26 protein-coding genes and 2 pseudogenes are annotated in these 24,716 nt (G+C 71.7%); 9 read left to right on the top strand and 19 right to left on the bottom strand.

Going from position 1 to position 24,716, the window contains the following annotated elements; translation table 11 throughout:
• The 6 genes from kdpB to AB0G35_RS35490 all read right to left on the bottom strand — a co-directional run.
• Positions 1–1,475, bottom strand: a 1,475-nt coding sequence (gene kdpB / locus AB0G35_RS35515; protein ID WP_360958351.1) for a potassium-transporting ATPase subunit KdpB, incomplete at its 3' end; no start/stop codon positions are given.
• A gap of 32 nt (positions 1,476–1,507) precedes the next feature.
• Positions 1,508–3,208 (bottom strand): potassium-transporting ATPase subunit KdpA, encoded by a 1,701-nt coding sequence (kdpA, locus tag AB0G35_RS35510; protein WP_360958354.1) that lies wholly within the window; start codon positions 3,206–3,208, stop codon positions 1,508–1,510.
• 31 nt (positions 3,209–3,239) lie between these two features.
• Positions 3,240–3,329: a K(+)-transporting ATPase subunit F gene (kdpF, locus tag AB0G35_RS35505; protein ID WP_360958348.1), complete on the bottom strand. Its 90-nt coding sequence runs from the start codon at positions 3,327–3,329 to the stop codon at positions 3,240–3,242.
• 325 nt (positions 3,330–3,654) lie between these two features.
• Positions 3,655–4,422, bottom strand: coding sequence for a DUF3710 domain-containing protein (locus AB0G35_RS35500; protein WP_360958345.1), 768 nt, complete (start codon positions 4,420–4,422; stop codon positions 3,655–3,657).
• A gap of 1 nt (position 4,423) precedes the next feature.
• Positions 4,424–4,945 carry a dUTP diphosphatase gene (dut, locus tag AB0G35_RS35495; protein WP_360958343.1) on the bottom strand — a complete coding sequence of 174 codons (522 nt, stop codon included), beginning with the start codon at positions 4,943–4,945 and terminating at the stop codon, positions 4,424–4,426.
• On the bottom strand, positions 4,942–5,544 hold the full coding sequence (locus tag AB0G35_RS35490; RefSeq protein ID WP_360958340.1) for a PaaI family thioesterase: 603 nt from the start codon (positions 5,542–5,544) through the stop codon (positions 4,942–4,944). Before AB0G35_RS35490 ends, dut begins: the two co-directional genes overlap by 4 nt.
• A gap of 58 nt (positions 5,545–5,602) precedes the next feature.
• Here AB0G35_RS35490 and AB0G35_RS35485 point away from each other — a divergent pair, with 58 nt between their 5' ends.
• Complete coding sequence (locus AB0G35_RS35485; RefSeq protein ID WP_360958337.1) at positions 5,603–6,046, top strand: DUF3093 domain-containing protein; 444 nt, start codon at positions 5,603–5,605, stop codon at positions 6,044–6,046.
• Positions 6,047–6,143: 97 nt separating this feature from the next.
• Here AB0G35_RS35485 and AB0G35_RS35480 read toward each other — a convergent pair whose 3' ends face one another.
• The 4 genes from AB0G35_RS35480 to AB0G35_RS35465 form a co-directional block, all read right to left on the bottom strand.
• Positions 6,144–6,914 (bottom strand): hypothetical protein, encoded by a 771-nt coding sequence (locus AB0G35_RS35480; protein ID WP_360958334.1) that lies wholly within the window; start codon positions 6,912–6,914, stop codon positions 6,144–6,146.
• A 14-nt stretch (positions 6,915–6,928) separates the two neighbouring features.
• The gene (locus AB0G35_RS35475; protein WP_016575747.1) at positions 6,929–7,231 is read right to left on the bottom strand and encodes a DUF4193 domain-containing protein; all 303 of its coding nucleotides are present in this window, start codon (positions 7,229–7,231) and stop codon (positions 6,929–6,931) included.
• A 536-nt stretch (positions 7,232–7,767) separates the two neighbouring features.
• Complete coding sequence (locus AB0G35_RS35470) at positions 7,768–9,030, bottom strand: HAMP domain-containing sensor histidine kinase (RefSeq protein ID WP_360958332.1); 1,263 nt, start codon at positions 9,028–9,030, stop codon at positions 7,768–7,770.
• A 6-nt stretch (positions 9,031–9,036) separates the two neighbouring features.
• A complete protein-coding gene (locus tag AB0G35_RS35465; RefSeq protein ID WP_006602630.1) occupies positions 9,037–9,690 on the bottom strand; it encodes a response regulator transcription factor in 654 nt (217 codons plus the stop codon).
• A 330-nt stretch (positions 9,691–10,020) separates the two neighbouring features.
• Between AB0G35_RS35465 and AB0G35_RS35460 the strand changes: the two genes are divergently transcribed.
• Positions 10,021–10,197 (top strand): hypothetical protein, encoded by a 177-nt coding sequence (locus AB0G35_RS35460; RefSeq protein WP_265360769.1) that lies wholly within the window; start codon positions 10,021–10,023, stop codon positions 10,195–10,197.
• 88 nt (positions 10,198–10,285) lie between these two features.
• On the opposite strand, the gene AB0G35_RS35455 is transcribed toward AB0G35_RS35460, so the two are convergent.
• Positions 10,286–11,101, bottom strand: coding sequence for an inositol monophosphatase family protein (locus AB0G35_RS35455; RefSeq protein ID WP_360958328.1), 816 nt, complete (start codon positions 11,099–11,101; stop codon positions 10,286–10,288).
• A 100-nt stretch (positions 11,102–11,201) separates the two neighbouring features.
• Entirely contained in the window at positions 11,202–12,356 is a 1,155-nt protein-coding gene (locus AB0G35_RS35450) for a ferrochelatase (RefSeq protein WP_360958325.1), read from the bottom strand.
• Positions 12,357–12,537: 181 nt separating this feature from the next.
• Between AB0G35_RS35450 and AB0G35_RS35445 the strand changes: the two genes are divergently transcribed.
• Both AB0G35_RS35445 and AB0G35_RS35440 read left to right on the top strand, forming a co-directional pair.
• Entirely contained in the window at positions 12,538–13,812 is a 1,275-nt protein-coding gene (locus AB0G35_RS35445) for an MFS transporter (protein WP_360958322.1), read from the top strand.
• Between the two features lie 175 nt (positions 13,813–13,987).
• A complete protein-coding gene (locus AB0G35_RS35440; protein WP_360958319.1) occupies positions 13,988–15,331 on the top strand; it encodes a D-arabinono-1,4-lactone oxidase in 1,344 nt (447 codons plus the stop codon).
• A 32-nt stretch (positions 15,332–15,363) separates the two neighbouring features.
• On the opposite strand, the gene AB0G35_RS35435 is transcribed toward AB0G35_RS35440, so the two are convergent.
• A complete protein-coding gene (locus tag AB0G35_RS35435) occupies positions 15,364–16,476 on the bottom strand; it encodes a hypothetical protein (RefSeq protein ID WP_360958316.1) in 1,113 nt (370 codons plus the stop codon).
• Between the two features lie 497 nt (positions 16,477–16,973).
• Here AB0G35_RS35435 and sepH point away from each other — a divergent pair, with 497 nt between their 5' ends.
• Positions 16,974–18,023 carry a septation protein SepH gene (gene sepH, locus AB0G35_RS35430; protein ID WP_360958313.1) on the top strand — a complete coding sequence of 350 codons (1,050 nt, stop codon included), beginning with the start codon at positions 16,974–16,976 and terminating at the stop codon, positions 18,021–18,023.
• A 74-nt stretch (positions 18,024–18,097) separates the two neighbouring features.
• On the opposite strand, the gene AB0G35_RS35425 is transcribed toward sepH, so the two are convergent.
• The gene (locus AB0G35_RS35425; RefSeq protein ID WP_360958310.1) at positions 18,098–18,937 is read right to left on the bottom strand and encodes a sulfurtransferase; all 840 of its coding nucleotides are present in this window, start codon (positions 18,935–18,937) and stop codon (positions 18,098–18,100) included.
• 246 nt (positions 18,938–19,183) lie between these two features.
• On the opposite strand from AB0G35_RS35425, the gene AB0G35_RS35420 reads away from it, so the two are divergent.
• Entirely contained in the window at positions 19,184–19,984 is an 801-nt protein-coding gene (locus AB0G35_RS35420; protein ID WP_360958308.1) for a VOC family protein, read from the top strand.
• A 55-nt stretch (positions 19,985–20,039) separates the two neighbouring features.
• Here AB0G35_RS35420 and AB0G35_RS35415 read toward each other — a convergent pair whose 3' ends face one another.
• Complete coding sequence (locus tag AB0G35_RS35415; protein ID WP_360958305.1) at positions 20,040–20,684, bottom strand: ScbR family autoregulator-binding transcription factor; 645 nt, start codon at positions 20,682–20,684, stop codon at positions 20,040–20,042.
• Between the two features lie 216 nt (positions 20,685–20,900).
• On the opposite strand from AB0G35_RS35415, the gene AB0G35_RS35410 reads away from it, so the two are divergent.
• On the top strand, positions 20,901–21,761 hold the full coding sequence (locus AB0G35_RS35410; RefSeq protein WP_360958302.1) for a ScbA/BarX family gamma-butyrolactone biosynthesis protein: 861 nt from the start codon (positions 20,901–20,903) through the stop codon (positions 21,759–21,761).
• A 19-nt stretch (positions 21,762–21,780) separates the two neighbouring features.
• Here the strand turns inward: AB0G35_RS35410 and AB0G35_RS35405 are convergent, their stop codons facing one another.
• On the bottom strand, positions 21,781–22,560 hold the full coding sequence (locus AB0G35_RS35405; RefSeq protein ID WP_360958299.1) for a glucose 1-dehydrogenase: 780 nt from the start codon (positions 22,558–22,560) through the stop codon (positions 21,781–21,783).
• Between the two features lie 194 nt (positions 22,561–22,754).
• Between AB0G35_RS35405 and AB0G35_RS35400 the strand changes: the two genes are divergently transcribed.
• Positions 22,755–23,225, top strand: coding sequence for a hypothetical protein (locus tag AB0G35_RS35400; protein WP_360958296.1), 471 nt, complete (start codon positions 22,755–22,757; stop codon positions 23,223–23,225).
• Complete coding sequence (locus AB0G35_RS35395) at positions 23,222–23,524, top strand: transcriptional regulator (protein WP_360958294.1); 303 nt, start codon at positions 23,222–23,224, stop codon at positions 23,522–23,524. Before AB0G35_RS35400 ends, AB0G35_RS35395 begins: the two co-directional genes overlap by 4 nt.
• 168 nt (positions 23,525–23,692) lie before the next feature.
• On the opposite strand, the gene fdxA is transcribed toward AB0G35_RS35395, so the two are convergent.
• The 3 genes and pseudogenes from fdxA to AB0G35_RS35380 all read right to left on the bottom strand — a co-directional run.
• On the bottom strand, positions 23,693–24,010 hold the full coding sequence (gene fdxA / locus AB0G35_RS35390) for a ferredoxin (protein WP_360958291.1): 318 nt from the start codon (positions 24,008–24,010) through the stop codon (positions 23,693–23,695).
• A gap of 31 nt (positions 24,011–24,041) precedes the next feature.
• Positions 24,042–24,314: pseudogene (locus tag AB0G35_RS35385) on the bottom strand (2-oxoacid:ferredoxin oxidoreductase subunit beta); the annotation flags it as partial.
• Positions 24,307–24,716 (bottom strand): annotated as a pseudogene (locus AB0G35_RS35380) (2-oxoglutarate ferredoxin oxidoreductase subunit alpha); the annotation flags it as partial. The pseudogenes AB0G35_RS35380 and AB0G35_RS35385, both read right to left, overlap by 8 nt.

The following is a 24,716-nucleotide window of genomic DNA, read 5'->3' as shown; positions in this document are numbered from 1 at the left end:
ATGACGGTCTTGATGCCCATGCGGCGCAGCTCGTCGAACCGCTCCCGCATGCCCTCCTTGACGACGTCCTTGAGGTGGATGACGCCCAGGACGCGCGGCCCGCGCTCGTCCTCCAGGGCGACCAGCAGCGGGGTGCCGCCGGCCTGGGAGATCGCGTCGGTGAGCTGCCGGGCGTCCTCGGCGACCTCGCCGCCGCGCTCCTGGACCCAGGCGAGGACCGCACCGGTGGCGCCCTTGCGGATCTTGCGGTGGTGCCCGTTCTCGGTGACGTCCACGCCGGACATCCGGGTCTGGGCGGTGAAGGCGATCCACTCGGCGTGCGCCAGCTCGCCCTGGTGGCGTTCGCGCAGGCCGTACCTCTCCTTGGCCAGCACGACGATCGAACGGCCCTCGGGGGTCTCGTCGGCCAGCGAGGACAGCTGGGCGGCGTCCGCCACCTCTGCCTCGGTCGTGCCGCGTACGGGGACGAACTCGGCGGCCTGGCGGTTGCCGAGGGTGATGGTGCCGGTCTTGTCGAGCAGCAGGGTCGAGACGTCACCGGCGGCCTCGACCGCCCGTCCCGACATGGCCAGGACGTTGCGCTGGACGAGGCGGTCCATGCCGGCGATGCCGATGGCCGAGAGGAGGGCGCCGATCGTCGTCGGGATCAGGCAGACCAGCAGGGCGAGCAGCACGATCATGGGCTGTTCGGCGCCCGCGTAGATCGCGAACGGCTGGAGGGTGACGACGGCCAGCAGGAAGACGATGGTGAGCGAGGCGAGCAGGATGTTCAGTGCGATCTCGTTGGGGGTCTTCTGCCGTGCGGCGCCCTCGACGAGGTTGATCATCCGGTCGATGAAGGTCTCACCGGGCTTCGTGGTGATCTTGATGACGATGCGGTCGGAGAGCACCTTCGTCCCGCCGGTGACGGCCGAGCGGTCGCCGCCGGACTCGCGGATGACCGGGGCGGATTCGCCGGTGATGGCGGACTCGTCCACCGATGCGACGCCTTCGACGACATCGCCGTCACCGGGGATGATGTCGCCGGCCTCGCAGACGACCAGGTCGCCGATGCGCAGCTCGGTGCCGGGGACCTGCTCCTCCGCATCGCCGTTGAGCCGGCGCGCCACGGTGTCGGTCTTGGCCTTGCGCAGGGTGTCGGCCTGCGCCTTGCCGCGGCCCTCGGCGACCGCCTCGGCCAGGTTGGCGAAGAGCACGGTCAGCCACAGCCAGACCGCGATCGCCCAGCCGAACCAGTCCCCGGGGGACAGGCAGGCGAAGACCGTGGTGAGCACGGAGCCGACCTCGACCACGAACATCACGGGGGACTTGGCCATCACCCGTGGGTCGAGCTTGCGTATCGCGTCCGGCAGGGACGTGAGCAGCTGCTTGGGGTCGAAGAGTCCGCCGCCGATGCGGCCGTCGCCGGGTCGGTGTCCGCTGGGGAGGTCCTGGTGCGGGGCGCGGGTCGGTGGGGCGGTGGGGCTGGTGGTCATGGAGCCGGGCTCCTCAGGTTTGGCGGGGGCGGTCATGACAGGCCCTCCGCCAGCGGGCCGAGTGCCAGCGCCGGGAAGTAGGTCAGACCGGTGATGATCAGGATGGTGCCGACGAGCAGCCCGGCGAAGAGCGGCTTCTCGGTGCGCAGGGTTCCGGCGGTTTCCGGGACGGGCTGCTGCTCGGCGAGCGAGCCGGCCAGCGCGAGGACGAAGACCATCGGCAGGAAGCGGCCGAGCAGCATGGCCAGCCCGATCGTGGTGTTGTACCAGGGGGTGTCGGCGTTGAGGCCGGCGAAGGCGGAGCCGTTGTTGTTGGCGCCGGAGGTGAAGGCGTACAGGACCTCGGAGAAGCCGTGCGAACCGGCGCCGGCGGCCTTGGTGTTGAGCATCGAGCCGAGTGCGTCGGGCAGCACCATGGAGGCGGCGGTGAAGCCGAGTACCAGCGTCGGGGTGACCAGGATGTAGCAGGCGGCGAGCTTGATCTCGCGGGTGCCGATCTTCTTGCCGAGGTACTCGGGCGTGCGGCCCACCATCAGGCCGGCGATGAACACCGCGATGACGGCCATGATCAGCATGCCGTAGAGGCCGGAGCCGACGCCGCCGGGGGCGATCTCGCCCAGCATCATGCCGAGCAGCTGGAGGCCGCCGCCGAAGGCGGTGAAGGAGGAGTGGAAGGAGTCGACCGCTCCGGTGGAGGTGAGGGTGGTGGCGACCGAGAAGATCGCGGAGGCGCCGACGCCGAAGCGGGTCTCCTTGCCCTCCATGGCGGCGCCCGCTGCCTGCAGGGCCGGGCCGCCGTGCGCGAACTCGGTCCACATCATCAGGGCGGTGAAGCCGAGCCAGATGACGCCCATGGCGGCGAGGATCGCGTAGCCCTGCTTCACGTTGCCGACGAGCTTGCCGAAGGTGCGGGTCAGTGCGAACGGGATGACCAGGATCAGGAAGATCTCGAAGAGGTTGGTGAAGCCGTTGGGGTTCTCGAAGGGGTGGGCGGAGTTGGCGTTGAAGTAGCCGCCTCCGTTGGTGCCCAGTTCCTTGATGACCTCCTGGGAGGCGACCGCGCCGCCGTTGGTCTGCCGGTGCCCGCCCATGAACTGTCCGACGTCGTGGATGCCGGAGAAGTTCTGGACGGCGCCGCAGGCGACCAGGACGACGGCGCCGAGGACGGCGATCGGTATGAGGACGCGGACGGTGCCGCGGACCAGGTCGGCCCAGAAGTTGCCGAGGTCACCGGTGCGCCCGCCGGCGTGCCGGCCGTGGACTCCGTGGGCGAAGCCGCGGACGAGGGCGATCGCGACGGCCATGCCGGTGGCCGCGGACACGAAGTTCTGCACCGCGAGACCGGCGGTCTGCACGACGTGGCCCATGGCCTGCTCGCCGCTGTAGGACTGCCAGTTGGTGTTGGCGACGAACGACGCGGCGGTGTTGAAGGCCTGGTCGGGGCTGATCGACGCGAACCCGAGGGAGAGCGGCAGACCGCCCTGGAGGCGCTGCAGGAGGTAGAGGAAGAGCACCCCGGCCGCGGAGAAGGCCAGGACTCCGCGCAGGTAGGCGGGCCAGCGCATCCGGGCGTCCGGGTTGGCGCCGATGCAGCGGTAGACGACCTTCTCGATGCGGAGGTGCCGCGGGGAGCTGTAGACGGCGGCCATGTGGTCGCCGAGCGGGCGGTACGCCAGGGCCAGCGCCGCGATGAGCGCCGTCAGCTGGAGCACGCCGGCGAGGACGGGGCTCATCGAGCCCGCCGCGGAGGCAGCAGTGGTCACCTCAGAACCTCTCCGGGAAGACGAGGGCGAGGACGAGGTATCCCAGCAGGGCGAGGGCGACGATCAGGCCGACCGTGTTCTCGACGGTCACAGCTTCGCCACCCCCTTGGCGACGAGGGCCACCAGCGCGAAGACCGCGATCGTGACGACGACGAAGGCCACGTCGGCCATCGTGTGCTCCTAGAGGGACGGGGAGTTCGGACCCCTAGAGCAAACCGTCCGCATGACCGCTCCTGAACGGCGTTGACGCCTCCCTTACGGCCATTAGCGCCCCGTTGACGGAACTCATACGCCTTCGGGCCTGACCTGCACAAACGCGGAGGGCCCGCACCCCTTCGAAGGGGGTGCGGGCCCGTATGACCGTCGTGTTCCGGCCGGTCCCGGCGCCTTCGTGGCGCCGCCGGCCGGGCCGTGTGTCAGCGGATCTCCGTGATCTCCGGTCCGCGCTCCAGGCGCTCCACGCCGCCGCCGAAGCGGGACTGCTCGGCCGGCTCCTGCTGCACACCGTCCGGCACCATCTGGGCGTCGTCGGGCAGCTTCAGGACGATCGGGTCGCGCGGCGCCATCGGACCGTCGCCGCGGACGATGACGGTGTCCCGGAAGATGTGCTCCAGCACGCCCGCGGCCTGCGGCTGCACCGCGCCCTGGCCGGAGATCACGCCGCGCAGGAACCACCGGGGGCCGTCCACGCCCACGAACCGCACGACCTGCACGCCGTTCGTGCCGTCCGGCAGCTGTACCGGTACCTGGGCGCGCAGCTCCCAGCCCAGCGGGCCCTCGACCTCGTCGATGACCCCGCCCTGCTGGGTGATGCCGGCCGCGATCTCCTCGCGGACCTCGCCCCAGATGCCCTCGTTGCGGGGAGCGGCGAACGCCTGCAGCTGTACGGCGCTGTCCTGCAGCACCACCGTCGCGGCGACGATCGCGTCACCGGCGACCTCCACCCGCAGCTCCATGCCCTCGACCCCGGGCACGAACAGCCCGCCGAGGTCGACCCGGCCCTCGCCGGGGTTGGTGACCTCGGAGGAGTCCCAGGGGCCGTCGGGGCGCGGCGCGGGCGGAAGATTGACCCGGTGCTGCTCCTCGTCGCTCTCCTCCTCGGCCGGCGCGCCGGTCACCGTCTCCTCGGCGAGTCCCGCCGCCGACTCCTCAGGAGTCTTGTTCTTCTTGCGACGTCCGAACACGTCACTGTCCTTCCCGGTCGGCACCGACCGCTGCGTATTCATTCCCGCCCGTGGAGCCGTCCACCGCCGCATGACCGCCGGTGGAACCGAATCCCCCCTCGGCCCGCGCCGAGCCGGGAAGTTCCGCCACCTCGTGGAAGCGCACCTTCTCGACCTGCTGGACGACAAGTTGGGCGATCCGGTCGAACCTCTCGAACCGCACGGTCTCCCGCGGGTCCAGATTGACCACGATCACCTTGATCTCTCCACGGTACCCGGCATCCACCGTCCCGGGGGCATTCACGAGCGCCAGTCCGCAACGCGCGGCGAGCCCGGACCGCGGGTGCACGAAGGCCGCGTAGCCGTCGGGCAGCGCGATCGCCACGCCGGTGGGCAGCACCGTGCGCTCCCCCGGCGCCAGCTCGGCCGCCTCGGTGGTCACCAGATCGACGCCGGCGTCGCCCGGATGCCCGTAGGCCGGGACGGGCACCTCCGGGTCCAGCCGCCGCAGCAGTACGTCGACGGGGTTGCGTACCTGGCTCACGGGTTCACCTCGAAGGCTCGTGCGCGCTTGGCCTGGTCCGGGTCGGCCATCGCCGCCTGGATCTCCTCGGCCCTGCCGTTCTCGATGAAGTGGTCGACCTTCACCTCGATGAAGACGGCGTCGGCGCGCACCGCGACCGGGCCGTCCGGGCCGCCTATGCGTCCCACCGCCGACGAGTAGATCTTCCGCCCGTGCACCGCGGTGACCTGCGCGTCGAGGTGCAGCACCGTGCCGAGTGGCACCGGCCGTACGAAGTCGGTCTCCAGCCGGCCGGTCACCGCGATCACCCGCAGCAGCCAGTTCAGCGAGCCGAGCGTCTCGTCGAGCGCGGTGGCCAGCACCCCGCCGTGGGCCAGGCCCGGCGCGCCCTGGTGGGCCTCCTTGACCGTGAACTCGGCCTGGACGCTCACGCCCTCGCCGGCCCGGGCCTCCAGGTGCAGACCGTGCGGCTGGCCGGTGCCACAGCCGAAGCAGCGGTCGTAGTGCGCGCCGAGGAGCTCTCCGGGCGCCGGCGCGTCTGCGTGCCGGACCGGAGCGACGGCGTCCGCCGGTGGCGTCAGCCGCGGAAGCTCCGTCCTCGTTCTGTCAGTTCCACTCACGAGTGCAGACCCTACCCGCGCGGATAAGGGGCCCGCGCCGCCGTGCCAAGCTGGAGCCATGCAGTCGTACGAAGAACGTCTCACCGCGCCCCGGTCCTGGTGGCTGATCGCCGGGCTGATCGGCGTCGCCTGTGCCCTGATGCTGCTTCCCGTGGGGACGCTGCCGATGCTCGGCGGGCTGATCGGCGGGGCGGCGCTGGCCGCCGTGGCGGTGAGCGCGTACGGGTCGGTGCGGATCCGGGTGGTGGGCGGGGCGCTGATCGCCGGTGACGCGAAGATCCCGGTGTCGGCGCTGGGTGAGGCCCGGGCGCTGGACGCGGCGGAGGCGCTGGCCTGGCGGACGCACAAGGCCGATGCCCGGGCGTTCATGCTGCTCCGCAGTTATGTGCCGACCGCGGTGCGGGTGGAGATCACGGATCCGGACGACCCGACGCCGTACGCGTATCTGTCGACGCGGGACCCGGAGCGTCTGGTGGCGGCGCTGACGGCCGTACGCGCCTGAGCGCGGGCCGGGCTCGTCCGGGCCGAGGGCGCGGCGTCTGCGGCGCCTGCGACTTCCGCCGTCCAGTTCGGCGGTCCGTCCCGTTCGGCGGTCCGTCTCAGTCGGTGGGCGGGAGCGGGGCCGGTCCGGGCGGCGGGGTTGCCGGGAGTGCGTCGGGCAGTGCGTCCCAGGGCACCTGCTTGGCCCGCAGGTCCTTGCGGATCTTTGCCGCGACTTTTCTGGTGTCGCGGCGGTTCATGAACCCGCCGACGGCGGCGCCCACCATGAACGGGGTGAGGCTGGGGAGGTTGCGCAGGGTGCGCTTCATGATCTGCTGGCGCAGTTCGCGCTTCATCTGGCCGCCGAGCGCGGCGTTCAGCGACGCCGGTTTCGCGATGTCGATGCCCCGCTCCTCCGTCCACGACGTGAGGTAGGCCATCCCGCGCTGGCGGAAGTTACCGGCCGGCCGCAGGCCGTAGACCTCGTGCAGCTCGGCGATGAGCTTCAGCTCGATCGCGGCCACGCCGGTGATCTCGGTGGCCAGCTCGGCCGGCATGGCGGGCGGTACGGGCAGCATGGCTGCCGCGCCCACGCCCGCTCCGACGGTGGCGGTCCCCGCACAGGCGCCCGCGACGAGCTTGTCGGCGAGTTCCTCGGGGGTCAGTCCGGGGAACTGGGCGCGCAGCGTGGCGAGGTCGCGGACCTGGATCCGCGGGGCGATCTCGATGATCCGGTCGGCGATCGCGGCGATCGTCGCCCGCGCCCGGCCGCGCCGTACCGGGGCGGTCGGGTCGGCGGGCACGGGCGCGGTTTCGTCGCGTGATCGTGCGCCGGCCGCCGGACCTTGGCCGCCCTCGTGACGCTTGCGGAACGGGTTCACGCCAGCCACGGCGTCGACCGGACTCAGGCCGCGCAGTCGCGGCAGATCGGGTTGCCGTTCTTGTCCTCCGCGGCGAGCTGGCTGCGGTGGTGCACCAGGAAGCAGCTCATGCAGGTGAACTCGTCCTGCTGCTTGGGCAGCACGCGCACCGCGAGCTCTTCGTTGGACAGGTCGGCGCCGGGGAGCTCCAGGCCCTCGGCCTGCTCGAACTCGTCGACGTCGACGGCCGAGGCGGACTTGTCGTTCCGCCGCGACTTCAGCTCCTCGATGCTGTCCTCATTGAGGTCGTCGTCGGTCTTGCGTGGAGTGTCGTAATCCGTAGCCATTTTCGCTCTCCCCCTCTGGGTGTCTGCGGTGTCTCAGCGCTCGTAACGCGTGAGAGGCCGGACTTGTGCCCGACCTGAGGCGGAGATTTTGCCTCACATCAAGGTCTGTTACTCAATCGACACCCAACCGCACCCCTGAAGAGGTGATCGGTTTGGATGGCGATCAGGACCGTACACGGTCCGAATGTCGCACCTCGCGCAGCCCATCACCTGTACTTCCCGTGATCCGGGGCCCGGGAAACCCGGACTTCCCCGGCATTCCACCAGGGCTTTTGATCACGGAACGTAGATGGCCGGAAATTCGCGCCTGTGAGCGATCACACACGCGACGACCGACCGGTGGACCGGTCCAATTCCGCGCAAAGCGAACGTGGCGAAGGATCGCTCCCCGCCCCCCTATTCGTCAAACCGGGCCCACCGGCGGGCCTCCGCGGTGTACGGCCGTAGGACGGGCGATCGTACCCCCGGAGGCCCGTCTGCTGGTCAGGGCGGTGCCGGACGGCTCCAGCGGCTGCACAGCCGCCTTGGCGAGGACCTCACAGCGGCAGCACCACCCGCATCACGAGACCACCGCCCTCACGGGGCTCGGCGGTGATGGTGCCGTCGTGCGCGCGGACCACCGAGCGGACGATGGACAGGCCCAGGCCGACGCCCTTGTCGCTGCCGGTGCGCTCGGTGCGCAGCCGGCGGAACGGCTCGAAGAGGTTCTCCACCTCATAGGCGGGGACCACCGGTCCGGTGTTGGTGACCACCAGCACCGCACACCCCGGCTGCGGTTCGGTGCTCACCTCGACCCATCCGTCGGGCACGTTGTAGCGCACCGCGTTCTGCACGAGGTTCAGGGCGATGCGCTCCAGGAGCACGCCGTTGCCCTGGACGAAGACCGGCTGGCGCACCCCGCGCAGCGCGACGCCCTTGGCCTGCGCCTCCTCGCGGATCTGGTCCACGGCCTGGGCGGCGACCTCGGACAGGTCGACCGGCTTCTTGTCGACGACCTTGTTCTCGCTGCGGGCCAGCAGCAGCAGGCCCTCCACGAGCTGCTCGCTGCGCTCGTTGGTGGCCAGCAGCGTCTTGCCCAGCTGCGCGAGCTCCGGCGAGGCGTCCGGGTCGGCCAGCTGCACCTCCAGCAGCGTCCGGTTGATCGCCAGCGGCGTCCGCAGCTCGTGCGAGGCATTGGCCACGAACCGGCGCTGCGACTCGAACGCCCGGTCCAGCCGGTCGAGCATCTCGTCGAAGGTGTCCGCCAGCTCCTTGAGCTCGTCGTCCGGGCCGCCCAGCTCGATGCGCCGGTGCAGATCGGACCCCGCCACCCGCTGCGCGGTCCGGGTGATCCGCCCCAGCGGGGACAGCACCCGCCCGGCCATGGCGTAACCGAACGCGAACGCCACCACCGTCAGCCCCAGCAGCGCCAGCAGCGAACGGTTGAGGAGGCTGTTGAGCGCCAGTGCGCGCTGGTGCTGGAGACACTGCTCGACGGCCTGCTGGAGGAGCGGCCCGGAGGTCTGGGTGGGCAGGTCGCAGATGTCGCTGGTGGACTCGAACTTGCCGCCGAGGATCTTCAGCGGCAGCGCGCTGCCGTCGTGGAGGGCGTCCGCGGCGAGCATGTAGATGATGGTCAGCAGCACGATGCCGGCCATCAGGAACATCCCGCCGTACAGCAGCGTCAGCCGTATCCGGATCGTCGGCCGCAGCCACGGGAAGGGCCGGACGTTGACCGGCGGGCGGGGGTCCCAGGCGGGTTTGGGCGGGATGGGGGGCGGTGGGGCGGCCGGCTTGGAGAACGAGGGCAGGGAAGGCATCGCCGGTCAGATCCGGTATCCCGAGCCGGGGACGGTGACGATCACCGCCGGCTCGCCGAGCTTGCGGCGCAGCGTCATGACCGTGACCCGCACGACGTTGGTGAACGGGTCGGTGTTCTCGTCCCAGGCCTTCTCCAGGAGCTGCTCGGCCGAGACGACGGTGCCCTCGCTGCGCATCAGCACCTCCAGCACCGCGAACTCCTTCGGGGCGAGCTGGACCTCCTTGCCGTCGCGGAAGACCTCGCGGCGGTTGGGGTCGAGCTTGATCCCGGCCCGCTCCAGGACGGGCGGCAGCGCGACGGTCGTACGGCGGCCCAGGGCGCGCACCCGGGCGGTCAGCTCGGTGAAGGCGAACGGCTTGGGGAGGTAGTCGTCCGCGCCGATCTCCAGGCCCTCGACGCGGTCGCTGACGTCGCCGGAGGCGGTGAGCATCAGGACGCGGGTGGGCATCCCCAGCTCGACGATCTTGCGGCAGACGTCGTCGCCGTGGACGACCGGGAGGTCGCGGTCGAGCACGACGACGTCGTAGTCGTTGACCGCGATCCGTTCGAGGGCGGCAGCGCCGTCGTAGACCACGTCGACGGCCATGGCCTCCCGGCGCAGTCCGGTGGCCACCGCATCGGCGAGCAGCTGCTCGTCCTCGACGACGAGAACACGCACGTCGCTAGTCCTTCCTCAGGGCCCTTTCGGGCGGGCACAACAATCACTCAGAGCCCTTCCATCCTGCCCCGAAGAGCCGTAAACCGGCAGTAAGGCGGGGCAGCGGGGGCCGGTGCCGGGGGACTCGGCGCCCGGTCGGCAGGATTCCTGGGCGGGTTGAGGTTTCCCTGAGGTTGCGGGTGGGGAGGACGACTGCACACCCGCGATCACGCCCTGTTTTTCGTCTGGCGATCCACGTGCCATGAACTGATCCATTCCGCAGGGACCACGCCGTGATCGACCCACCGTCGGCACACCCCCGTGCCACCGACCCACGACGAGGGGGCGCACATGGACGCGTTCACCGCAGGCATTTTGCAGCGCATAGAGAACACCGAAGCCGATCTGGACCGGGCCCGCCGCGCGGGCGATGACTTCCTCGTCGAGGTCGAGCAGGCCGAACTTGAGGACCTCCAGCGGCTGGCGAACGAGCACGGTGTGCGTTACGGAGCGGTCAGCACCGCCTGATCACGCCGGCGTACGGGGATCGCGCCCCGGCACCCAGGGGAAGGGTGCCGGGGCGCGGTCGTGTCCGGAGGGCCGGTGCGGGCGCGGGTCAGTCGTGCCAGGCGCCCAGCTCGTCCAGCATGGGCTGGAGCTGCGCGAAGAGCTCCGGGGAGGCGGCGAGGGTCAGCTCGTGGGAGGCCGGCCGTCCGGGGCGGCCGCCGGTGCGGGCCCCGGCCTCCCGGGCGATCAGCGCTCCGGCCGCCAGGTCCCAGGGGTTCAGCCCGCGCTCGTAGTAGGCGTCCAGCCGGCCGCAGGCCACGTCGCACAGGTCGATGGCGGCCGATCCGCCCCGCCGGATGTCGCGGACCTGCGGCAGCAGGGTGCGCACCACCTCGGCCTGGGCGGCGCGGCGGTCGGCCAGGTAGGCGAAGCCGGTGCCGAGCAGCGCCTGGGAGAGCGGCGGCGCGGGCCGGTGCCGGATCCGCTCGCCGTTGTTGTACGCGCCCCGGCCCAGGACGGCGTGACAGGTCTCGCCGCGCATCGGGGCGGCGACGACCCCGACGACCACCTCGCCGTCCTTCTCTGCGGCGATGGACACCGCCCAGGAGGGCAGGTCGTAGAGGTAGTTGACGGTGCCGTCGACGGGGTCGATGACCCAGCGGATGCCGCTGGTGCCCTCGGTGCTGGCGCCCTCCTCCCCCAGGAAGCCGTCGTCGGGCCGGTGCTCCCCGAGGAAGCCGGTGATCAGCTTCTCGGAGGCGAGGTCCATCTCGGTGACGACGTCGATCGGGCTGGACTTCGTGGCGGCCACACCGAGGTCGGCGGGCCGGCCGTCGCGCAGCAGCGCCCCGGCGCGGCGGGCGGCCTCCAGGGCCAGTTCCAGAAGGTCGTCGTACAGCGCGTCGGTCTGCGTCGGGTCGGGCACGGTGCTCCTTGCTCGGACGAGCGGCGGTCGGGCAGCGGTGGGGCGGCGTACGGCACGGGCGACCGCCCGGCGCGGGGCGTACGCCGCCGCAGGGTACGGGTTACGCGGGGGCCTGGGCGGCCGGGCCCTGCCAGTCCGCGCCGGCCGCGGCCGGGCGCGCGGTGCGGGCCGGGCAGCAGCCGGCCGGGCACAGGTCGTGGGAGGGGCCCAGGGCGCCCAGGGCGCAGCGCTCGGGGGTGCGGCCGCGTTCGGTGGCGGCGCGCTCCAGGAGGAGCTCGCGGACGGCGGCGGCGAACCGGGGGTCGGCGCCGACAGTCGCGGACCGGGCGACCGGCAGCCCCAGTTCGGCGGCCTTGGCGGTGGCCTCGGTGTCGAGGTCGTACTTGACCTCCATGTGGTCCGAGACGAAACCGATGGGGGCCATGACCACGGCCGGGACGCCCGCGGCGTGCCGCTCCTGAAGGTGGTCGCAGATGTCGGGCTCCAGCCAGGGGATGTGCGGGGCGCCGCTGCGGGACTGGTAGACGAGCTGCCAGGGGTGGTCCACCCCGCTCTCCGCGCGGACCGCGTCGGCGATCACCCGTGCCACGTCCAGGTGCTGCGCCACGTAGGCGCCGCCCGCGCCGTCCTCGGTGTGGTCGTCCGGGGTGCCGGAGGTGTCGGCGGCGGCGGTGGGGATGGAGTGCGTGGTGAAGGCGAGGTGGGCGCCGTCACGGACGTCGTCGGGCAGTGCGGCGAGGGACGCCAGCACGCCGTCGACCATCGGCCGGACGAAGCCGGGGTGGTTGAAGTAGTGCCGCAGCTTGTCGACCTGCGGCACCGGGAGCCCCTCGGCCTGGAGGGCGGCGAGCGCGTCGGCGAGGTTCTCGCGGTACTGGCGGCAGCCCGAGTACGAGGCGTAGGCGCTGGTCGCCAGGACGGCGATGCGGCGGTGGCCGTCGCCGACCATCTGGCGCAGGGTGTCGGTCAGGTAGGGCGCCCAGTTGCGGTTGCCCCAGTAGACCGGCAGTTCCAGGCCGTTCTCGGCGAAGTCCTTGCGCAGTGCGTCGAGCAGTTCGCGGTTCTGGGCGTTGATCGGGCTGACGCCGCCGAACAGGAAGTAGTGCTGCCCCACCTCCTGGAGGCGCTCGCGGGGGATGCCGCGGCCGCGGGTGACGTTCTCCAGGAACGGGACGACGTCGTCGGGGCCCTCGGGGCCGCCGAAGGAGAGCAGCAGCAGGGCGTCGTACGGGCGGGGATCGCACTGTTCGGGCATGACATCGATCCTGCCACCCTTCCTGCGGGGGCGGCGGGCCGGTCCCGGTACGCGGACGGGGCGGCGGCGGGGCGGAACCGGTCCGGAAAACCGGAGGCGTGGGGCTGCCCCCGCCCGTAAGCTGTATCGGCCACATACATTCCTTACCGATCTTCGGTCCTCATCCGGCGGAGTGCCCCCGTTGCCCAGTCCCTACCGCGCCATCTTCGGCCGCCCCGGCACCAAGTCCTTCTCCGCCGCCGGGCTGCTGGGCCGGATGCCGCTGTCGATGATGAGCATCGGTGTCGTCACGATGGTCTCCCAGCTGACCGGGCGGTACGGCCTGGCGGGCGCACTGTCGGCGACCCTCGCGCTGTCCGCCGCGGTGCTCGGCCCGCAGATCTCCCGGCTGGTGGACCGGCACGGCCAGCGCCGGGTGCTGCGCCCGGCGACGCTGGTGTCGCTCGCCGCGGTCGCGGGTCTGCTGCTGAGTGCCCAGCAGCGCTGGCCGGACTGGGTGCTGTTCGTCTTCGCGGCCTGTGCGGGGTGTGTGCCGAGCGTCGGATCGATGATCCGGGCGCGCTGGGCGGAGCTGTACCGGGGTTCCCCGCGGGAGCTGCACACCGCGTACTCGTGGGAGTCGATCGTCGACGAGATGTGCTTCATCGTCGGGCCGATCCTCTCGATCGGGCTGTCCACCGCGTGGTTCCCGGAGGCCGGGCCGCTGCTGGCGGGGTGCTTCCTGGCGGCCGGGGTGTTCTGGCTGACGGCGCAGCGGGCGACGGAGCCGGTGCCGCATCCGCGGGGGCAGCAGGCCAGCGGCTCGGCCCTGCGTTCGCGGGGGTTGCAGGTACTGGTGGGGACGTTCGTGGCGACCGGCGCGATCTTCGGGGCGGTCGATGTGGTGACGGTGGCGTTCGCGGAGCAGTCCGGGCACAAGGCGGCGGCCAGTCTGGTGCTGGCCGTGTATGCGCTCGGTTCGTGTGTGGCCGGTGCCGTCTTCGGGCTGCTGCACCTGAAGGGCCATCCGTCGCGCCGCTGGGTGGTGGGGGTGGGTGCGATGGCGGTGAGCATGGTGCCGCTGCAGCTGGTGGGTTCGCTGCCGCTGCTGGCGCTCGCGCTGTTCGTGGCGGGGCTGTCCATCGCGCCGACGATGGTGACGACGATGGCGCTGGTCGAGGAGCACGTCCCGCGGTCGAAGCTGACCGAGGGCATGACGTGGACCAGCACGGGTCTGGCCGTGGGAGTGGCGCTGGGTTCGTCGGCGGCCGGCTGGGTGGTGGACGCCGCCGGGGCGGAGCGCGGCTATCTGGTGCCGGGGGCGTCGGGCGTGCTGGCCGCGCTGGTGGCGTTCGCGGGCTACCACCGGCTGCGTCCCCGGCAGCCGGCGGCCGCGGCGGCGGGCCCGGTTGCGGCGGGTCTGCCGGGGGACGGCACGGCGGCCGCGGAACCGCAGGGCGGACAGCCCGTCGCGTGAGTCGCACCCCCCGGGGTTACCGGCGGTACGAGTTGCACCGGAGCCGGGTGATTACGGCCGATTCCTTGATCGTGTGATTCCGTTCACCCCCTGTGGAGGGCGCCCGGGTGACTGACATCATGCGCTCACGCCGACGGCGGCCGACCGGCCGCCCGCGTGAGGGAGGGACGTCACCATGGCAGTCAGCAACGCCGTCGACGGCTCGGGAGGGCGCGGCTCCACCGCCGCCCCGTGGCGCAACTGGGCGGGCAACGTCACCTCCCGCCCCGCCCGGACGGTGGCCCCGGCGAGTACCGAGGAGCTGGCGGCCGCGGTCTGCGCCGCCGCCGCGGACGGGCTGACGGTCAAGGCGGCCGGTACGGGCCACTCCTTCACCCCGGCGGCCGCCACCGACGGGCTGCTGGTCCGCCCCGAGCGGCTGACCGGCGTCCGTGCCGTGGACCGCACCGCCGGCACGGTCACGGTGGCCGCCGGTACGCCCCTCAAACGCCTCAACGAGACGCTGTCCGCGCACGGGCTGTCGCTGACCAACATGGGCGACATCATGGAGCAGACCGTCTCCGGGGCGGTCAGCACCGGCACCCACGGCACCGGCCGGGACTCGGCGTCGCTGGCCGCCCAGATCACCGGTCTGCAGCTGGTCACCGCCGACGGTTCGGTGCTGACCTGTTCGGCCAAGGAGAACCCGGACGTCTTCGCCGCGGCCCGGCTGGGCCTGGGCGCGCTCGGCGTGATCAGCGAGCTCACCTTCGCCGTGGAGCCGGAGTTCCTGCTGACCGCCCGTGAGGAGCCGATGCCGTTCGACGAGGTGACCGGCCGGTTCGACGAACTGGTCGCCGAGAACGAGCACTTCGAGTTCTACTGGTTCCCGCACACCGGCAACTGCAACACCAAGCGCAACAACCGCAGCCAGGGCCCGGCGGCCCCGCCCGGCCGGCTCAGCGGCTGGATCGAGGACGAGCTGCTGTCCAACGGGGTCTTCCAGGTCGCCTGCACGGTGGGGCGCGCGGTGCCGGCCGCGATACCGGGTATCGCCAAGATCTCCAGCCGCGCCCTGTCGGCCCGTACGTACACCGACATCCCCTACAGGGTGTTCACCTCACCGCGGCGGGTGCGGTTCGTGGAGATGGAGTACGCACTGCCCCGGGCGGCCGCGGTCGCCGCGCTGGGCGAGCTGAAGGCGCTGGTGGAGCGCTCGGACTTCAAAATCAGCTTCCCGGTGGAGGTGCGCACCGCGCCGGCCGACGACCTCCCGCTGTCCACCGCCTCCGGCCGGGACACCGTCTACCTCGCCGTGCACATGTACCGCGGCACGCCCCACGAGGCGTACTTCGCGGCCGCCGAGCGGATCATGACCGCCCACGAGGGGCGCCCGCACTGGGGCAAGCTGCACACCCGCGACGCGGCGTACCTCGCCGACGCCTACCCGCGGTTCGGAGAGTTCACCGCGGTCCGGGACCGGCTGGACCCGGACCGCCGGTTCGGCAACGCGTACCTGCGCCGGGTGCTCGGGGACTGACCCGGACACCCGGCGCGGGCGGCCGCGGCCGCTCAGGAAGCTCCCGGTTCGGGCGCCCCCGCCTCGGTCTCCGAGCCGTTCTGCGGACTGCCCTGCTCGCCGCCGGCCGCGTCGTCACCGCTGCCGGTGTCACCGCTGTCCGCCGAACCGCTCGGGGACGGCTCGCCGGACGGCGACTTCTCCGGGTCCGGCGAGGTCTTGCCGCCGTCGGACGGGCTGGGGGTCGGCGACGGGCTGCCGTGGTCGGTGCCGTGGTCGTCGCCGGTGTCGCCGGACCTGCCCGGGTCCGGGGTCGCACCGTCGCCGCTGCGCCGGCCGCCGTCACCCGGGGTGTGGCCCGGGCCGGGCGACTGCGGGGTGACGGGCTGGTGCCGGCCGGTGCTCCCGGTGTCGGTGAGGTTGCCGAGCGTGGTGCCCTGCCGGCCGCCCGCAGTCTGCCCGGTCAGCAGCTCGGTGGCGGTGACCCCGCCCATGGCGAGGACGAACACCGCGAGCGCGCCGAGCGCGGGCCGCTTCCAGCCGCGCAGCCGGGTGCCGTACGTGGCGGCACTGACCTCTTCGGGCCGGCCGGCGGGCGGTCCGGCCGGGGGCAGCGCGGTGGTCACGGCCTCCGGGCGGGTGCGCGGCCGCACCGGCGCCGTGGCGCGTTCGCCGAGGCGCGGCATCAACCGGGTCCGGTCGGCGGGGTGGGCGTTCGCGGGATCGCGCCGGCGGGCCTGCTCGGCCCGGGGGATCACCTGCGTACGGGCCGCGTCGGGCCCGGAGGTCTCGGCGGCGACGGAGGTGACGTGGTCCTCCGTGCCCTGCTTGTCGAAGGTGGGCAGCACCATCGTGGGGTCGGGCTGCCGCGCCTGCCGGGTGGTGGATCGAGTGCGGGCGGAGGAGCGGCGCGGTCTCGGCCGGGTGCTGACCGAGGCTTCCTTGATCTGCTCGCCGGTGCGCCGGAACAGGTGCTGGAATATCGACCCGCCGGTCGTGGCCACGACACTGACCAGACCCGCGCCGATGATGGTTCCGTACACACCGAGTTGACCGGCGAGGTACGCGGCGACGGCCGCGGCGAGCGCGCTGCCGGCCACCTGAGCAACGCTCAGGTCTATCCGCTTCTCCTTCTTTGTCGTTCCGGTTTCGTTTTCTTCGTCCATCTCCAACCTTTGATAGCCCCTTCGATCCATCTTGCACGGAGAAGTGACCAATTGGCGGAGTCAAAGGTTCCGAATCTGGGGAATATGTGAACCTCGCCACCCGTGCGTCAGGTCGAGAGATCGACAAGGTGACCGACCGCCACCGGTCCCCCGGAACTTCGGCGGCGCGGCGGTCCACCTCGGTGGTCCGAATGGAGTACTGTGACCAACCCTGGCCCCGGTTCCCGTCCGGCTGCCCGGAACTCATGGGGAGGGGCCAGATGGCGGCACTCACCCCGGGGCGCCGCCGCTCGGCACGGGTGATCGGCGACAGGGCAAGCGGCATGGTCACTGAGCGTTGCGAACTGGTAACCGTGTCATAACGGCGTTCGAGGGCCAAGCCTCGACACGCCGGGCAACTCGGCAATGTTGTGGCAGGCTGCACCCGGGCAGGCCACACTCGACTAGCGGAAGCAGCGACGCACGTGACGTCGGCAGGCACCACCCGGGAGGTCCCCATGCCCGAACTGCGTGTCGTGGCCGTCTCCAACGACGGCACACGGCTGGTGCTCAAAGCTGCGGACAGCACCGAGTACACGCTTCCGATCGACGAGCGGCTGCGCGCCGCCGTCCGCAACGACCGTGCGCGGCTGGGCCAGATCGAGATCGAGGTCGAGAGCCACCTGCGGCCGCGGGACATCCAGGCCCGGATAAGAGCCGGTGCCTCCGCCGAAGAGGTCGCACAGCTGGCCGGCATCCCCGTCGACCGGGTGCGCCGCTTCGAGGGCCCGGTGCTCGCCGAGCGCGCCTTCATGGCCGAGCGGGCCCGCAAGACGCCGGTGCGCCGGCCCGGCGAGAACACCGGCCCGCAGCTCGGCGAGGCGGTCGCGGAGCGGCTGCTGCTGCGCGGCGCCGACAAGGACAGCGTGCAGTGGGACTCCTGGCGCCGGGACGACGGCACCTGGGAGGTGCTGCTGGTCTACCGGGTCGCCACCGAACCGCACTCGGCGAGCTGGACCTACGACCCGCCGCGCCGGCTCGTCCAGGCCGTGGACGACGAGGCCCGGGCGCTGATCGGCGAGGCCGACGACACGCCCGAGCCGAGCTTCCCGTTCGTGCCGCGGATCGCCCGGCTGCCGCGCGACCGGCCGCTGGACCGCACGCTGGACCGGCACTCCGAGCGCGGTGAGCGGTCCGGCGGCGAGGACGAGGAGCGGGGCACCGAGGAGGCCACCGGCGAGCGGGAGCGGGACTCGCTGACCAGCCTGCTGGAGGCGGTGCCGAGCTTCCGCGGCGACATGGTCGTACCGGAGAGCGCCAAGGCGCCGCAGGCCGACGAGGAGTCCGAGGCCGAGGTGGAGGAGCCGCCGGCCCCGGCGGCGAGCGCGGGGGCGGGTTCCGCGTACGCCGATGTGCTGATGCCGCGGGCGGTGGCCGGCCACCGCGACCGGCTGACCGGGACGACGGACCGGCAGGCCGAGGCGGACGGTGTGCGGCCCGGCCGCCGGGCCGCGGTGCCCAGTTGGGACGAGATCGTCTTCGGCACCCGGCGGAAGAAGCCGGAGTAGCGGCCGCCCGCTCGTGAGCCGGCCCGTCCGCCCGGCCCCGCTCAGGGGGCCGGGCGGACGGCTGCGTACGGGGCTCAGCCGGGCTGCGGGCCGGTGGCGACCGGCCGGGACGGGTCGGCGGACCATTCGCTCCAGGAACCGACGTACAGGGCCGCGGGAATGCCCGCGTGCGCCAGTGCCAGCACCTGGTGGGCCGCGGAGACCCCGGAGCCGCAGTAGACGCCGACCTCGGCGTCCGGGGTGGCCCCCAGCGCCGCGAACCGCTCGGCCAGCTCGGCCCGGTCCCGGAAGACCGTGCTGCCCCCGGCGACGTTCTCGGTCGTCGGCGCGGACACCGCCCCCGGGATGTGGCCGGCGACCCGGTCGAGCGGCTCCACCTCGCCCCGGTAGCGTTCGCCGGCCCGGGCGTCCAGCAGGACGCCGCGGCGGGCCAGGGCGGCCGCCTCGTCCGCGGTCAGCAGCGGCAGCGCGCCGGGCACCGGCGTGAAGTCACCCGGTTCCGGCGCGGGTTGGGCGGTGCTCAGCTCGCCTCCGGCGGCCCGCCAGGCGGCCAGCCCGCCGTCCAGCACCCGTACGTCCTGGTGACCGCTCCAGCGCAGCAGCCACCAGGCGCGGGCGGCCGCCCAGCCCTGCCCGCCGTCGTAGACGACCACCGGGCGGTCCGCGCGGACCCCGGCGGCCTGCATCGCCTTGGCGAAGACGCCGAGATCGGGGAGCGGGTGCCGGCCGGCCGGGCCGGGCGGCGCGGCCAGCTCGGCGTCGAGGTCGACGTAGACCGCGCCCGGCACGTGGCCGGTCTCGTACTCGGGACGGCCGGGCGGGCCTCCGAGCTGGTAGCGGACGTCCAGGACCACCGGAGGAGTGGACCGCGCCAGCTCGCTCGCGAGTTCGGTAGCGGTGATGATGACATTCATGGGACTCATCCTTGCGTAGCGGTGACTACGTACAGAAGGCGGGTGCGCACCCTCCGTATGACGGAGTTACGCCGTGCCGTTACGGCACCGAAACGGACTCGAAACCTCAAAACGGGCATTCTCCTTTGCGAACGCGCCGTGGACGGCGCGGCCGGGGCGCACACCAGGACACAGGGTGCGAGCATCTGCTCGGGACCCGCGCCCGTACCCCCATGGCCAGCCCCCGATGCTCCGAGGAGAGTGACGATGACGACCGAGGCAGCGACTCGGCGGATGCCCGGCGCGCCCTGCTGGGTGAGCCTCCTGGCCCACAGCCTTTCCGTGACGCAGGAGTTCTACGGCGCGCTGTTCGGCTGGGAGTTCCGCCCGGGGCCGCAGCACTTCGGTCCGTACGCGCGGGCCTTCCTCGACGGCCGGGAGGTCGCCGGGGTCGGTGAGCTGGCGCCCGACCGCCATCTGCCGGTCGCCTGGACCACCTATCTGGCCAGCGACGACGCCGATGCGACCGCCGAACAGATCCGTTGCTGCGGCGGAACGGTGGGCGTCGGCCCACTGGACGCGGACCATGACGCGGGCCGGATGGCGATCGCCTCCGACCCGCAGGGGGCGATCTTCGGGATCTGGCAGGGCCGGACGATGATGGGCACCGCGGTCACCGGGGAGCCCGGCACCCCGGTGTGGAACGAGCTGGTCACCCAGGAGACCGGTGCCGTCAGCCCGTTCTACGAGCACGTCTTCGGTTTCGAGGCCGAGCCGGCCCCCGCCGAGGGCCCCGGCTCGCCCGCCGGCTCGGGTTCCGACCATCTGACGCTGCTCCTCAAGGGCCGTCCGATGGCCGGCATCCACGGCGTGGGCAGCGCACCGCTCCGCGACCGCGGTCCCCACTGGATGACGTACTTCGCGGTCCCCGACACGGACGCCGCGGCCCGCCGCGTCACCGAACTGGGCGGCCACGTACTGGAGCCGGCCCACGAGTCCGCCCACGGCCGGGCGGCCACCGTCGCCGACAGCGAGGGCGCGGTCTTCACGGTCGTCCAGCAGCCCTGAGCGGGCCGGCACCGGAGCAGAAGGCACCCTCGGGTCTTCGTACGGCCGCCTCGACTCAGGAAGCGGCCGTCGCCTTCGTGTCCTCGAAGAGCCGCGCGGCGCGGAACGGTGAGGTGTCCAGCCGCGCCAGCACCCCGGGGACGGCCACGTTGGGCAAGAAGAGCTCCAGCAGACGCGAGATCTCGGTGGAGAGGTCGGGGGCGTTCGGCACGGCCTCCGCGACGAGCTGGACGCCGGTCCAGGCGCCGACGAACAGCCGGGCCGTGTCGGCCGGATCGACGTGGGGCAGCAGTTCGCCCCGCCGCTGGGCCTCGATGAGCAGCTCACGGCCCAGCACGATCCAGTCCGGCCAGCGGGTGCCGAACAGACTGCGCGCCTTGAGGTCGACGGAAAGACGGATCGAGGCACTCAACAGCGGCTCGCGGGGCAGGCGGTAGGCCAGGAGGAGCGAGATGTCCACCCACTCCTGAAGCTTCAGGGCCTGTGGCACCAGGCCCTCCGAGGTCACCGCCTCGTCGAGCACGCCGCGGGCGAGCTCCTCCTTGGAGGTGAAGTGGAAGTACAGCGCACCACGGGTGAGCTTGGCCCGGTCGATGATGGTGGCGATGGTGGCGGCTTCGTAGCCGTATTCGTTGAAGATCTCCGCGGCGGCCACCAGGCAGGCCTTGCGTGTGCGGATCGCCCGTTCCTGTTTTACCAACTCGCGTCTCCTGTGAGCACGTGATTCCTGCTGCATTGAAAAAGACCGTAGACCCGGTATTTTACAGCGCGTCACTTCCTTCACCTGTGTCACGTCCAGGGAGACTGCATGCCCAAAGCCGCCGCCCGTATATGGGAGTTGCCCCAAGACCGCGGGTCCCCGGGGCCCGTGCTCCATGTTTTCGATGCTCAGGATAGGTTGAATGCCGTTGATTCCATGAGTGTTCCCCAGGAGTACGCCCATCTCCACAACGCGGACCGGGTCTTCATCACTGGCTGGAACCGTTGCGGACCCGGCGCATTCTCGCTCACCGCCCGGTGGCCGGCCGCCCAGGGCGACGGCCGCTGCGACCCGAGAGTGCTGACCCAGACCTTCCGGCAGAGCGGGCTGGTGATCGCCCACGCCGAGTACGGCGTACCGCTCTCCCATCACATGCTGCTGCGCGATCTGAACTTCACGGCCAACCCGCGATTCCGCCTCCCGGCGGGTCGGTCCGTGCCGCTCGACATCGAGGTCACCGTAGACCAGACCGGGCGCAGCGGCCGTAGCGCCAGCACGCTCGGCATGGTGGTCCGTATCCATCAGGGCGACGTGACCGTCGCCCAGGCCGAGTCCGAGTTCGCCTGGTCCTCGCCGGCGGTGTACCGGCGGCTGCGCGGTGAGCACCTCGGCGTCGACTGGGGCGCCTGGCCGCTGCCCGCCCCGATCGCCCCGGAGCTGGTGGGGCGGGTCGACGAGGCGGATGTGGTGCTCGCCCCCGGGGGCCGCCCGCGGCGCTGGCAGCTGCGCAACGACCCCGGCAACACCTGGCTGTTCGACCACCCCGTCGACCACGTCCCCGGACTCGCCCTCCTCGAAGCCGCCTATCAGGCCGCCCACGCCACGGTCTCGCCGGCCCTCTTCGCGCCGTCAACCGTCACCAGCAGCTTTGAGCGCTACGTCGAGCTGGACCAGCCCTGCTGGATCGAGGCGGCGTTGCGCCCCGCCACCCCCACCGACCTCCTCACCGTCCTCGTCACCGGCACCCAGGGCGGCCGGACCGTGTTCCGCGCCGGGCTGAGCGGAGCGCTCTGCTAGGAGCGGGGGCCCGGTTCGCTCACTGGTTGGACAATCCGCCGTCCACCGGCAGCACCGTCCCGGTCAGGAACGGGCAGCGGTCGCTGAGCAGCCATGCCGCGGCCGCCGCGATCTCCTCCGGAGCCGCGGTACGGCCTTGCGGCGTCAGGGAGTTGGCCATCTCCTCCAGGCCGGGGTTGCGGGCGAACCAGTCGGTGGTGATCTCGCTGCGGGTGGTACCGGGCGCCACGGCGTTCACCCTGATGCCCTGGCGGGCGTACTCGTCGGCCGCGGCCCGGGTGAGTCCCACCACCGCGTGCTTGGAGGCGATGTAGGGGGCGGCGGCCGGGATCGCGATCAGGCCGGCCACGCTGCTGTTGTTGACGATGGTTCCGGCGCCCCGGGGGAGCATCGCGGCTATTTCGTGGCGCAGGCAGTTCCAGACGCCGCGGACATTGGTGTCCATGATGGCGTCGTACACGTCGTCGGACATCAGGTGGAGCGGGGTCCGGTCGCCGCCGATGCCCGCGTTGTTGAACGCCGCGTCCAGCCGCCCGTAGGTCGTGACGGCGAGGTCCACCGCTCGGGCGGCGTCCGCGGCCACGGACACGTCCGCGACGACGTAGGCTGCCTCGGCGCCCTGGGACCGCAACTCGCCGACCAGTTCGGCGAGCCGTTCCTCGCGGCGGGCGACCAGGACGACGCTGGCCCCCTCGTCGGAGAACACCCGCGCCGCCGCGGCGCCGATTCCACTGCTCGCCCCCGTGATCAGGACGACTTTGTCGGAGAGAAGTGTGCCGGAGAAAAGATCGCTGCTCATGGTGGACGAGTCTGGCAGGGCTCACCTGGGGCGCGGGCCGGTCCGTCGCACCGGGCTACGTCGGACCGACCGGCAGGACGTCCGGGGAGCGGGCGCCGGCACGGGCCGTGGCCGCGGCTCGCGCGCCCCCCGCCCGGCATGGATTCGTCAAATCTACTTTCCAAGACGGACAGTGGTCTGACATTCTTTCCGTCATGGAAAGCATTTCGCACCCCCCCGAGAACCTGGACGCCGGCTCGGCACGCGCAGCCCTCGACGCCGTGGCCGTGTCACGCGCCGAAGCCGCAGCCCGCATCGCCTGCCCGTGGTGGTACCACGTGGGGCTGGGTGTCACGGTGGCGCTCTTGTTCCTCTCCATGAGCCTGCGCATGGCCAGTTGGGCCGTACCGTTACTCACCGGCGTGATGGTCGCCCTCGGTTGGGCGGTCCCGCGGGCGACGGGGGTATCGCTTCGCCGCTCCACATCGACTCCCGGCGCCACCCTGCTCTTCGGCCTCTACGCGCTTGCGGTCCTCCTCCTCGCCGTTACCGGGATGTCCCTGGAGTGGGGCGCGGACCTCCGCGGGGCCATCGGTTGCGCCGGCCTTGTGATCGGAACCCTCACCATCGTTGTCGGATACCGCATCGACGCGGCCGCGCAACGTGACATCCGGGCAGGACGATGACCAACGCGGCCTTCAACGAAGTGATTCACGCACCGAACCGCCTCCAGATCTGCAGTTTGCTCGCCGCTGTGGACGCCATGGAGTTCTCCGTGGTCCGCCAGGCCCTCGACGTGAGCGACTCGGTGCTGAGCAAGCACATCAAGGTTCTTCAGGCCGCGCATTACGTCACTGCCACGAAGGTCCGTGGCAGTTCCTATCCACGTACCTGGCTCGCCCTCACCCCGGCGGGCCGCCAGGCCCTCGCCGACCACATCGCCGAACTCCGTCGCATCGTCGAGATGGCGGAGACGGGGCAGTGAATGCACCCGCACCAGGCCACGACGTGCGCTGCTGTTGCTCAGTCACCGCAGCGGCGCTCGTCGCCGGCCGTCAGCCGTGTTGCGGGACCGCGAAGGCGATGGTGCAGGGACGCCAGGCCTACCCCATCCCGGCCGGCCCGTGACCGAGCCCCCACGGCCCATCTCTCCTCATGCGCTCGGAGGCAAGGCCGCAATCAAAGGGTGATCGCCTTCGATCGATCCGGTCGCGGCCGCGCCACCGGGCGAGCCGAGGCCGTGGAAGAATTCCGCATTCGCCTTGTGGTAATCCTTCCACCCCTCGGGGACATCGTCCTCGTAGAAGATTGCCTCTGCCGGGCAGACCGGCTCGCAGGCGCCGCAGTCGACGCATTCGTCCGGGTGGATGTACAAGGACCGGGAGCCCTCGTAGATGCAGTCGACGGGACACTCCTCGATGCATGCCTTGTCCTTGACATCGACACAAGGCTGGGCGATCACATAGGTCACGACTGTCTCCATGGACCGAAGTGGGATACGGAGCGATGGCCGGGGCTCGGCCGTGGATGGAGTGCATCCCGTAGGTGTTCATGTAGTACGGGAAGCGGGAGGAGCAGCCGATGCCGGAGACGAAGACGATGTTCTCCTTCGCCAGGCCGAGCTCGGGCATGAAGCCCTGCACGGCGGCGAGGACGGCGTAGTCACCGCAGCCGGGGCACCAGCGCACTTCCTGGTCGGACTTGAAGTCCTTCATGGACTGCTTGGCCTCGGCCTTGGGAACCGGCTGCAGCAGTCTGTCGGTGGTGTCAGTCATCGATGGCCTTCTTCAACGCGGCGGCGAGCTGTTCCGCCTTGAACGGCATGCCGTTGACCTGGCTGTGCGAGTGGGCGTCGACGAGGTACCTGGCGCGCAGCAGGGTGGCGAGCTGTCCGAGGTTCATCTCAGGGACCACCACCTTGTCGTAACGCTTGAGTACCGCGTCGAGATTGCGCGGGAAGGGGTTGAGGTGGCGCAGGTGCGCCTGTGCGACGGACTCGCCGGCCGTGCGAAGCCGCCGTACCGCGGCGGTGATCGGGCCGTAGGTGGAGCCCCAGCCGAGGACCAGGGTCTCCGCCTCGTAGGGGTCGTCGACCTCGATGTCGGGGACCTCGATGCCGTCCACCTTCGCCTGGCGGGTGCGCACCATGAAGTCGTGGTTGGCCGGGTCGTAGGAGA

Source organism: Streptomyces sp. NPDC021749, assembly GCF_040640655.1.
GTDB lineage: Bacteria > Actinomycetota > Actinomycetes > Streptomycetales > Streptomycetaceae > Streptomyces.
This window is presented reverse-complemented; position numbering and strand designations above follow the sequence as displayed.

Bases quoted from the DNA above. Each gene is read 5' to 3' on its own strand.
- kdpA (WP_360958354.1), bottom strand. From the start codon at position 3,208: ATGAGCCCCGTCCTCGCCGGCGTGCTCCAGCTGACGGCGCTCATCGCG.
- AB0G35_RS35485 (WP_360958337.1), top strand. From the start codon at position 5,603: ATGCAGTCGTACGAAGAACGTCTCACCGCGCCCCGGTCCTGGTGGCTG.
- AB0G35_RS35475 (WP_016575747.1), bottom strand. From the start codon at position 7,231: ATGGCTACGGATTACGACACTCCACGCAAGACCGACGACGACCTCAAT.
- AB0G35_RS35470 (WP_360958332.1), bottom strand. From the start codon at position 9,030: ATGCCTTCCCTGCCCTCGTTCTCCAAGCCGGCCGCCCCACCGCCCCCC.
- AB0G35_RS35460 (WP_265360769.1), top strand. From the start codon at position 10,021: ATGGACGCGTTCACCGCAGGCATTTTGCAGCGCATAGAGAACACCGAA.
- AB0G35_RS35450 (WP_360958325.1), bottom strand. From the start codon at position 12,356: ATGCCCGAACAGTGCGATCCCCGCCCGTACGACGCCCTGCTGCTGCTC.
- AB0G35_RS35440 (WP_360958319.1), top strand. From the start codon at position 13,988: ATGGCAGTCAGCAACGCCGTCGACGGCTCGGGAGGGCGCGGCTCCACC.
- AB0G35_RS35435 (WP_360958316.1), bottom strand. From the start codon at position 16,476: ATGGACGAAGAAAACGAAACCGGAACGACAAAGAAGGAGAAGCGGATA.
- sepH (WP_360958313.1), top strand. From the start codon at position 16,974: ATGCCCGAACTGCGTGTCGTGGCCGTCTCCAACGACGGCACACGGCTG.
- AB0G35_RS35425 (WP_360958310.1), bottom strand. From the start codon at position 18,937: ATGAATGTCATCATCACCGCTACCGAACTCGCGAGCGAGCTGGCGCGG.
- AB0G35_RS35420 (WP_360958308.1), top strand. From the start codon at position 19,184: ATGACGACCGAGGCAGCGACTCGGCGGATGCCCGGCGCGCCCTGCTGG.
- AB0G35_RS35410 (WP_360958302.1), top strand. From the start codon at position 20,901: ATGAGTGTTCCCCAGGAGTACGCCCATCTCCACAACGCGGACCGGGTC.
- AB0G35_RS35405 (WP_360958299.1), bottom strand. From the start codon at position 22,560: ATGAGCAGCGATCTTTTCTCCGGCACACTTCTCTCCGACAAAGTCGTC.
- AB0G35_RS35400 (WP_360958296.1), top strand. From the start codon at position 22,755: ATGGAAAGCATTTCGCACCCCCCCGAGAACCTGGACGCCGGCTCGGCA.
- AB0G35_RS35395 (WP_360958294.1), top strand. From the start codon at position 23,222: ATGACCAACGCGGCCTTCAACGAAGTGATTCACGCACCGAACCGCCTC.